The organism is Bartonella sp. MR63HLJHH (genome assembly GCF_042194155.1).
GTDB classification, from domain to species: domain Bacteria; phylum Pseudomonadota; class Alphaproteobacteria; order Rhizobiales; family Rhizobiaceae; genus Bartonella; species Bartonella grahamii.
Genome location: NZ_JBHIMN010000002.1, coordinates 1 through 8,594 on the forward strand (window position 1 = coordinate 1; position 8,594 = coordinate 8,594).

Annotated in this window: 7 protein-coding genes; 4 read left to right on the forward strand and 3 right to left on the reverse strand. The window is 39.0% G+C overall.

Going from position 1 to position 8,594, the window contains the following annotated elements:
- Positions 1-373 precede the first annotated feature (373 nt).
- Positions 374-2,359 carry a M23 family metallopeptidase gene (locus ACFIKQ_RS01275; RefSeq protein WP_375635655.1) on the forward strand — a complete coding sequence of 662 codons (1,986 nt, stop codon included), beginning with the start codon at positions 374-376 and terminating at the stop codon, positions 2,357-2,359.
- Positions 2,360-3,215: 856 nt separating this feature from the next.
- On the opposite strand, the gene ACFIKQ_RS01280 is transcribed toward ACFIKQ_RS01275, so the two are convergent.
- Entirely contained in the window at positions 3,216-4,643 is a 1,428-nt protein-coding gene (locus ACFIKQ_RS01280; protein WP_375655659.1) for a sensor histidine kinase, read from the reverse strand.
- Positions 4,644-4,646: 3 nt separating this feature from the next.
- Between ACFIKQ_RS01280 and ACFIKQ_RS01285 the strand changes: the two genes are divergently transcribed.
- A complete protein-coding gene (locus ACFIKQ_RS01285; RefSeq protein ID WP_375635653.1) occupies positions 4,647-4,784 on the forward strand; it encodes a hypothetical protein in 138 nt (45 codons plus the stop codon).
- Positions 4,785-4,867: 83 nt separating this feature from the next.
- Here ACFIKQ_RS01285 and ACFIKQ_RS01290 read toward each other — a convergent pair whose 3' ends face one another.
- Positions 4,868-5,422, reverse strand: coding sequence for an RNA polymerase sigma factor (locus ACFIKQ_RS01290; RefSeq protein ID WP_375635652.1), 555 nt, complete (start codon positions 5,420-5,422; stop codon positions 4,868-4,870).
- 7 nt (positions 5,423-5,429) lie between these two features.
- Entirely contained in the window at positions 5,430-5,654 is a 225-nt protein-coding gene (locus ACFIKQ_RS01295) for a NepR family anti-sigma factor (RefSeq protein ID WP_375644534.1), read from the reverse strand.
- 168 nt (positions 5,655-5,822) lie between these two features.
- On the opposite strand from ACFIKQ_RS01295, the gene ACFIKQ_RS01300 reads away from it, so the two are divergent.
- A complete protein-coding gene (locus ACFIKQ_RS01300) occupies positions 5,823-6,617 on the forward strand; it encodes a response regulator (protein WP_015856822.1) in 795 nt (264 codons plus the stop codon).
- Positions 6,618-6,639: 22 nt separating this feature from the next.
- Complete coding sequence (locus tag ACFIKQ_RS01305; RefSeq protein ID WP_375635650.1) at positions 6,640-7,653, forward strand: sensor histidine kinase; 1,014 nt, start codon at positions 6,640-6,642, stop codon at positions 7,651-7,653.
- Positions 7,654-8,594: the final 941 nt, after the last annotated feature.

An 8,594-nucleotide genomic window follows, 5' to 3' on the forward strand; every position in this document is an offset into this window, starting at 1 on the left:
ATCATTTTTTACTTTTTTTTAAAATAAAATAACATAAACAACTGGTTGTATTTCAATACATTACACTAAAATAAAAATAAAACATGAAAACAGAAAGAGTTAAAGGGAGCATGGCGCCTTTAAAGTAAAATATAGCACCCCATTGCAATGCATAAAAATAGGAAGTGCCTAAGAATGGATTAATCACAATAACGCTTGTTTTATGTTACTTTAATAAGGAAATTTTTCTGCACAGGTACGATTCATAAAGACATTACTGTATAAAGAGAATTCGTATGATCTGTAATTTGTAAAAAGAATCAAATTCTTGTAGAAACATGCTAAGCTATGCTAGCTTTCTTTATTTAATATTGAAAAAGTACTCTTAAAATCTATGTGGGATAACGAACAACAAAAAAACGATCCCGGACAGGACCCTGCTCTTGTCGTTAAACGCTTGCGTCCTGCGCGCCGACAAGTTTCGGCCCGTTGGCTTACGGGAACCGTTCTGACAGGAATCACTTCCTGCATTCTTATGGGTATTGCACTTTTTACGGCTCTTGATGAACAACAGCGATTGGTAACCCCTCCACAATGGTTTACAAAAGAAAACCTCTCCCATACACAAGATCCTGAGGCCAATGGGTATAAAGGTGATCGTATTTTTCCCACCCATGCACGACAAAGCTTTGACAGCAAACGTCAATTTGAACTATCGATTCTGCAAAAAAAAGGCGATGAACAAGTTATTCAAACACAACATTTTGAATGGATTCGTATGGCTTTAGCCGAAAAGCGCCCCCAGAAATATAGCTATCCAAAATTTGATTCTTTAAGCATTCTTGCCAGTGATTCGAAAAATCAAAGCGCCAAACCACAAGATTCTGGACAGATTTATGGAGCAAAGGTTGAAACAAAAATCACCTTACGCAGCTATGATTTTAAGGTAAATCAATTCGATTTTGACAACAACGATACGCTGACAGATGAAGAGGCACAACAAGAAGTGCAAAAAGCTGGATTTACTTTAGAAAAAAGTACCGAACTTCTTTCAGTTCTCACATTGATTGATCCTTTAAAATTAGAAGATGCATCCACTGATTCCCAAGGTACAGAATCCCCTGAAGTTCGCATTGTTCAAGAAAATGTAACCGTTTCTCCTCAAAGTCACCGTATCGATCTGACAAAAAACTATGTTGAAGATATTATTCCTATTCGTAAAAAACAAAAGATAGCCGATGCTTTCAAAAAAACCAGTTATACAAAAAAGCAAATTGAACAGGTTGTAAAAACGCTAGAAAAAATGAGCCTTTCCGATACCCTTAAAGAGGGAAGTCTTTTACGCATTGGTATTGTGACACAAGCTGGTGAAGAAGACCATCTCGTACGCGCAAGTATCTATCAAGGGATGTATCATGTTCTCACCATTGCGCTGAATGATAAAGGCCAATTCATTGAAAGCACAGAGCCTAAAATGTCTAAAGCTCTTAAAACGGCTTTTCAAAATGGTATTCCGCATTCTTATATCAATAGCGCGCAATTACCAACAGCTTATGATGCACTCTATAATGCCTTGCTAAGCCATAATATATCACAATCTCTCTCTCATCGTCTTATTCGTCTGCTTGCCACCAATATTGACATGAAAAGTCCGATAACCCCCAATGATCAAATCGAAATATTTTATGCCGTACCACAAAGCGATAAAGAAAACCAAAACGGCAAAAAGAACTTGAAAGCAAAGGAAGCATCCAAAAACACTGATCCAGAAATTCGTTATATTAGCGCAACTTTTGGAAATACAACTTATAAATATTACCGTTATCAATTAAAAGATGGAAGCGTTGATTATTATGATTCTGAAGGGAGGAGTTCAAAGCCTTTCTTGCTGCGCAAACCCACACCAAATGGGATTTTTGGCTCCCCCTTTGGTCCACGCAAACATCCTATTTTAGGCTATGTTCGCATGCATACGGGAGTTGATTGGGTTGCTCCTAAAGGATCACCCATTATTGCTGTAGGAGATGGTATTGTCACAAGAGTAGGCGTAACAGGTGGCTATGGAAATCACACGGAAATTCAACATGCCAATGGATATATCAGCAGTTATTCACACCAAAGCCGTTATGCACCAGACATCAAACCAGGCGTGAAAGTACGACAAGGACAAATCATTGGGTATGTTGGAACAACAGGAATGGCAACCGGTCCCCATTGTCATTTTGAAATCATTGTCAATGGCGTCAAAGTTGATCCCATGCGCATCCGTATACCGGATAGCAAAGCCTTAACCAATCAAGACCTACAAACATTCCTACAAGAAAAAAACAATATTGATTCTTTGATCAACAGCCCGATACCCCCCTCCGAAGAGACTTAAAGCATAAAAGCATCTGCATTTTTACAACTCAAAACATCTAAAAACATGCTTTAGCGCTTATTTTTCTCAAAGAGATTTTTTTTCTTAAAGAGATTTCCGCACTTTAAATATCTATAAAGAATTCGCCGAAATATGCCACCACCCAAGGTCGCATAACAATGATTAAAAATAAAACGCCCTCCCCTTTGCATGTTTATGCATAATAGAAAAGTGCAAAATATGAAACCCAAAAAGGCTAACTCTTCTTGTTTGTTTCATCAAAACGATAAAAATCCCTTTGTTTTCCATGCAATAAAATTTTAATCAAAGGTGAGTTTTTCTAAAGATGAAGATTCTAAAACCCATATCATTCTATAAACAACCCGACTTCTTGTTGAAGAGATTCCACCTAATGCTTATGCTGTTCATAGCCCTAAAGGACGGTGTTTCATAGACTTTATGAGCAAGTTATCCTTAAGAATATTCGTTACACACTTTTACAAAAACACCATATATTTAAAGTTTTACATGCCTTACAAAAAATAACAAAACTTGAAAAAACAATCTCTTCGCAAAGAAATAGAGCTTACTAATATAAGTATTATTGATTTAAAGGAGCTCTTATTCAAAATAAATTTAAATTTTAACTTAAGCACTTAAAAGCTATAAAACATACAAAAAAGGAGAATTTTGAAAGCCTATAATCGGAGTCAACAAAGCGAAAAACAAAAAGACCAAAAGATGAAGAAGCAATGTTGCTTCTCTTGAAGACAATTGACAATCTGATGTAAATGGTGCTGTATTCGCGTTATCTAAGTCATATTTTATTCTCATTTTTATTAAAACGAACAAGCAGAGAGCAAAGAGTTTATCCCTTTTAAAAATCAGTCAGAGCTTTTTTTGAACTCTTCATGCGTAGTTTTGGCAAAGGAATGACAACCTTTGTGCCTCCTAAAGCAGAAGTTTCAAACAGAGGTTTTTCACCAAATTGCATACAGAGCTGTTCCACGACCACACGACCAAGTCCTGTTTTTTGTTCTAAAGTTTGGCTTTTCATTCCCACGCCATCATCCTCTACAATGAGCATCAATTGTCCATCTTTCTGGGGACCAAAAGAGATATAAATATGACCGGTACGTTGATCAGGAAAGGCATGTTTTAAGGAATTTGTCAGCAGTTCACCAAGGATAATTCCAAGTGTTGTCGCATCTCTTGAAGACAGGCGACAATCTTTAAAGTTGGTGTGAATAGTGATGTTTTCACGCAATTCAAAAGGGACAGCCAATTCGACATCATGCACAACAGAACTGAGAAACTCTGCCAAAAAAGTCGTTTCCATATCATCACTTAAGCGCAAACGACGATGTGCTGTAGAAATTGTCTGAATACGATCGCGTGCAGCTCCTAGAACAGAACGTACCTCTTCATTTTTGCTCCGGTTTAACTGGAGCCCCAGCAAAGAAGACACCGTCCCAAGAGAATTGCCAATGCGATGGCTTGCATCCTGCAACAATATTTCAACCCGTTGGCGTTCTTTTTCAGCGTGATTGCGTGCTCTTTCTAATTCTTGTGTTCGTTCTTTCACGCGGGCTTCCAGAGCGATATTTTCGCTATGAAGCAGCAATTGATACAATTTTAAAGAGCGTACATCACGATGAAAACGATTAATAACAAAATAGGCAGAAATAAAAGTACTCACAACGGAAACAATAGCCGCCAATGTCAAAGCAGCCCGCATCAATGCAATACCCTCACGCTGTTTTTGTCGCACCACATCATCCCCATTAATAAAGCTTGTCATCAATTGAGCTAAACGTGCCACAGGAATCTTTGATACTTCAAAAGAGGCAGCATGAGAAGGTTGTTCAGGAATCGCATCAAGAGCATGCATATGGGCATTCATAAATGCTTTTCGTGCTTCAACCTCTTTTTTAAAAGCCGTAAACCATTCATCCCATTGTGGATGCGCATAAACAATAAGTGCGATATAATCGAGAATATCCCCCAACTCCCGCTCTGCATTTTCAAAACGTATTTTATCTTCCGCCTTGCGCGTTTTTGCATAGCTGCGATCAGCAACAGCCATATCAATCAAGCTAATAAGGACTAAATCAGCCTGTTCGCGTAATTCTGAACTTGTATTCAACTGTGCGACTTCTCGATCAACGGCATTTGAAAGCAACATAATAAAAACCGATGCCAAAAGAGCCATAACAAGAGAAACAACAATCGCTACCCACCGCCAGCGTGATATCGTTGCATCAGAAGAAGGCATTTGAGGCATCAAATTTGTTTTTGTTGTCATAGAATGTCCATTGGCGAACTTGAAAGTCGTCATTTTTCAGCACAAAGGAAGGCAACCTTATGGAACATAAAACCTAAAGCCCGTGGGAAAGTTTATACAGGCTTTTCTTATGTTCCTAAGGATACACGCCAAACACTCTGAATTTCCTCAGATACTGACTTTACTGTAATAGCTATAACGGGAATAAAAAAAACAAGGCTATCGATCATAATTATTATGCTTTTTTAGCCGTTAAATGAACACAATGTACTTCCAGCTGAATAAGAATCAGGACCATAATCAGACTCACCATCCACCTTGAGAAGTTCTTGTAATCGATTACGCGCCCTGCTCACACGGCTTTTAATGGTTCCAACAGCACAACCACAAATAGCCGCAGCATCTTCATAAGAAAACCCCGATGCGCCAATGAGAATAATGGCTTCTCTTTGATCGGCAGAAAGCAAATTTAAGGCTTTTTTGAAATCTTGCAAATCAAGCGATCCATATTGAGCAGGATGAACAGCAACATTTTGAGTAAACACGCCATCGGTATCTTGAACTTCTCTTCCCTTTTTACGCATTTGACTGTAAAATTCATTGCGCAAAATGGTAAAAAGCCAAGCCTTAAGATTGGTTCCCATCTCAAAACTATCTTGCTTAGCCCATGCCTTCATAACAGTATCTTGGACCAAATCTTCGGCTTTATCCTGCTTGCCACTTAAAGAAACAGCAAAAGCTCGTAAAGCCGGCAACACCGAAAGGAGTTCTTGTTTAAAGTTTTTCGCGCACTTTGACATAAAGGATTCAAACCTTTTCCACATTGTTTAAGCCAAATTGCTCTGCGTTTAAGCCAAATTGCTCTGCGCGCTCCAACTTCTCTAAAAGCTCGAGCAAACACCGCGGCAGTGCTTCTTCTTGAATTTCCATGTAAAATTGACGTAACTTCCGTGCTATTTCGCTATTGACCCCGAGAAGATCATCTCCAACTGTAAATTGTGTGGTGAGATTTTTTTCATCACGGTTGTTCATTTTTCATCCCCCTAATCCATATAATATCAGTAGCACCGCGAAGAATTTTTCGCCTTATGGTTGTAAATATGGCTATCGGTAAAAAGTTCCATACAAATCAAGGAACTTTTTTATCTGTTGAGAATTTCAACCAACAAAATGCTTGAAAGATCAAAGGAGTTATAAATTATGTCATTATCAACGCGCATTGCCCCGCATCTTCCCTATCTTCGGCGTTTTGCCCGCTCTGTCACCGGTAGCCAATCCTCTGGCGATGCTTATGTGTCAGCGATGTTGGAAGCACTCATTGCCGATATCTCCATTTTTCCCAAAGCATCCAGTGACCGAATTGGTACCTATTGGCTTTTTTGCCATCTTTTTGACCAAACCACACCGAACATCCCTGAACCCCTGCCCCAATTTGGTCTTGAACAAAAAACCAGTGCCAAATTATCCTATCTCACGCCCCGTGCGCGCCAAGCATTTTTGCTCATTGCCGTTGAAGGATTTCATGAACAAGAAGCCAGCGAAATCATGAATCTGGATACGAAAGAATTTCGTAAGCTTCTCAACCAAGCATCCATTGATATTTCTCAACAAATTGCCACTGAAGTAATGATTATTGAAGATGAACCTCTTATTGCGCTTGATATTGAGCAAATGGTAGAAAGCTTAGGTCATCATGTTGTGGGAATAGCGCGCACGCGTGATGAAGCTGTCATCATGTATCATAAGAAAAAACCACGGTTGATTTTGGCTGATATTCAATTAGCCGATAACAGTTCAGGTATTGACGCGGTCAACGAGATTTTGAAAAATGACCGTATACCGGTGATTTTCATCACGGCTTTTCCCGAAAGGCTGCTGACCGGCGAACGTCCAGAACCAACTTTTTTAGTGACCAAACCTTTTAACCCTGATATGGTGAAAGCGCTTATTTCCCAAGCTTTATTTTTTCAAGAGAATGCTTCTAAAGCGGCTTAGAACAGAGTAACATCTTAAAATTATGATCGTTACGCCTCTTTCAAAGCCTCCCATGGATAGATCTCATATGAGTGCGCTCATGCAAGCGATTCGTGGTGCTGATATTTGTGTTCTCTATCAGGCAACAAATCTGGTTTATTTATGGGCTGAAAACTTGCCACACCATTTGCACAATAAATGGCGGGTTGGGTGTCGTGACAGCGACTTTTTTTCGCTTGACCTTGCAGACAATATGGAAACCATCAAACTGCAAGTTTTAGCGAGTGGCAAAATGCAAACTGTTGAAGCCCGTTTTGAAGATACAAAAAAACAAGAGATTTGGTATAAATTTTCTATTGATTGCCATCGTAATGATAACGGAGACATTATCGGTATTATCACCACCGGTGTCAATATTTCCGGTTTACGCCGCCGTGAACAAGTGCTCAAAATCCTTCTTCGCGAGGTCAGTCACCGTTCTAAAAATCTTCTAGCGATCATTCAAAGTATTGCCAGCCAAACCGCCCGCTATACTGAATCTCTTCAGGTTTTCTTACGCAAATTTCAAGGTCGTCTTCATTCTCTTTCTCATTCTCAAGATCTGATCACTGATTCCGATTGGCGTGGCGCTCAATTTCGCGAATTGGTCCAAATGCAGGCTTTAGGCTATTTTATGAAAGAAACAGAACGTTTTTCACTTGAAGGCGTAGATCCTTATCTTTTTCCCAATGCCGCTTTGCATATTGGTTTGGCTTTTCATGAACTAATTGTAAATTCTCTTTCTTTTGGAGCCCTTTCCCAAGAAAAGGGTAGCATCTGTGTACGCTGTGAAATCGAAACAAAACTGAATGGCAAAACGCAACTTATCATCACTTGGCATGAAAATTTTGAATCCGACATCCCCCCCCCAAACAATAAAAAAGCCTGTTTTGGTAGTGCCGTTCTCGAAAAAATCGTTCCCATTTCCGTGAATGGTTCCGCTTTCCTCAAATTGACAAAAGAAGGAATTGTCTATTGCCTCTCTGTTCCTGATACTTATTTTGATATTTTTTCTTAAAAGAGCATTTCAAATAACAAACAAGAGAAGTTTTCCCTTTTCAGCAAAATTTCTCATCTATTTTATTAAGCACAAAGATATTTTCCAGCCTCTTTAAACCAACCACTATGTCCCCCAATAGTTCCCCAAAACCTTAACGATGAAAACTTAAGCCATATAAACTCCATTCCCGCTGTCAATCAACTTTCATCCCTTATAGAACCGCATATTTTAAGAGAGAAACCAAAACAATGAAGAGTAAACCGTTTCAGCTTTTATATGCCAAATAAAAGCGAACCTATTACCTATCTCTTTTTGTGTAACTTTCGCAATGCGCATACAATTCCATTTTGGCAGAATATAAAATTTCAAGGAGTAAAGCTAACATCCATCATCACTCTTCAGCTTTACGGGACTAAAGCATCCACGACAACAACAATTAACTGATGAAATTACACATTTTATGCTTTTATTTATCGCATTCTTTAATGGAGATATCCTCTTCAGGTACAATAGGACATCCTAAAACAGAATACACTTATGTTTTTCATTCACGCACTTTTTTAATATTTCCCAGCGCATCCACGCTCATTTCAAAACAGTGTCTGTAAATAAAATATAATAGCCCCCGTAAAGTGAACCATCAAGCACGCCCCTTTTTACTCCACATCCTTCTTTACCTTCATACCTCTTTTCACTTCATAAAAGTAGTAGCTGAGCATTATCATACCCTTTGTCCCTCATGTTGCAACAGCCATTGACCTTTGAGAGCGTTCATAAGGGGCATTTTAGTCTTTTTTCAAATATTTCTCACCAACACAAAGCCCACACACAGCCTTTTATGACGTGCAAGCCAATGACTTTTATTAATTCACTATAGACCGGCATCTCAAAGGGGGAACGGACATCTCAAAGGGGGAACGGACATCTCAAAGGGGGAACGGACATCTCAAAGGGGGAAC